The 1,086-nt window shown below is 58.3% G+C and carries 2 protein-coding genes; one reads left to right on the plus strand and one right to left on the minus strand.

Features of this window, described 5'->3' with window-relative positions; translation table 11 throughout:
* On the minus strand, nucleotides 1-586 hold a 586-nt coding region (locus ACIQ2D_RS22255), incomplete at its 3' end, for a hypothetical protein (protein WP_402867450.1).
* A 326-nt stretch (nucleotides 587-912) separates the two neighbouring features.
* Here ACIQ2D_RS22255 and ACIQ2D_RS22260 point away from each other — a divergent pair.
* Nucleotides 913-1,086 (plus strand): carboxyltransferase domain-containing protein (locus ACIQ2D_RS22260; protein WP_402867451.1); only part of this gene is annotated, 174 nt, incomplete at its 3' end.

Raw genomic sequence — 1,086 nt, forward strand, 5'->3', positions numbered from 1 at the left:
GTCGAAGAACCGCCTGAAGGGTGCGCAGGTCACCCTCAGCACTTGGAAGGATGATTCCGACTTGCCCTGAATCCCGCTGGGCCGTCACGGTATCGACCCGGCGTAACGCCGGATCCTCTTCTGCTATTTCGAGTAATTCGACCTCAAAACGGCGTGGTGCGCCCAGTAGCGCCACTCGGACGTGCCCCTCGGGAATCGGCACCCGAAGAATGCTGCTCATCTGACGAGCAATCCCTGAATGCCCACTCAACATCAGTTCTAAGATCGCGCGTCGGTTGTTCCGCAATTCTTGACGTTCTTCGTCTGTCCGCCTGAGATGTTCGCTCAGCAGGAGCACGGCCGTATCGACGAGGGAGGTTTCAATGGCGGCCAGAGTGGTGGACCTACCCAGTGTCAGGTAGCCGCGAGTCTGCCCCGGAATTCGCAGTGACCGAATAGATACCGATTGGTCCGGCATGTTGATCGACATCGCCGCGTTTCGAGTGAGTCGGGCTAAGCGAGGTAACTCCGCCTGAACGAGTCCCAGATGGGCACGGGCAGCTTCCGGACTGGCAGCACGGAGATCGCCTGTCTCGCTCAGAAGCAAGACCCACCCACCTATCGATCCGACGAGGGATTCGAGGATGTGCCGAGCACCCAGTGTCGCAACGGAGGCTTGAACGAGATCTCGGTGAGCACGCGCGGTAGCTTCGACGGAGTCAGCGATTTGTCCCGCCGCTCGTGATGCTCGAACCAGTCGTTCCGGCATCGAACCTCTCTACCTGCATGTTTCCGCGCGACCAAGAAGTGCTATTGCACTATCTTCGCGCCGGAGCAGTATGGAGTAAAGATATCCGAGCATCATCTGGAAGAACAATGGCCCACTCTCACGCTCTCCTGCGGGCGCAGACGTCGAACTCTGCCAGGCCTGCTATGCAGATCCTGCAGGCCGGAGACCATCAAGTACTGATGCAGTACGGCGCCAACGAGATGGATATAAAACTGAACTTTAGAGCACAAGCACTGCAACAAGCGCTATCGGGTGAACCTGTCGCCGGAATCCGTGAAACCGCAGTCGGCTTCCGGTCAGTGCTGATCACCTTCGAC

Origin of the sequence: Lysinibacillus sp. NPDC097287 (genome assembly GCF_044761695.1) — a bacterium.
In the GTDB taxonomy this organism is placed as follows: Bacteria; Bacillota; Bacilli; order Bacillales_A; family Planococcaceae; genus Lysinibacillus.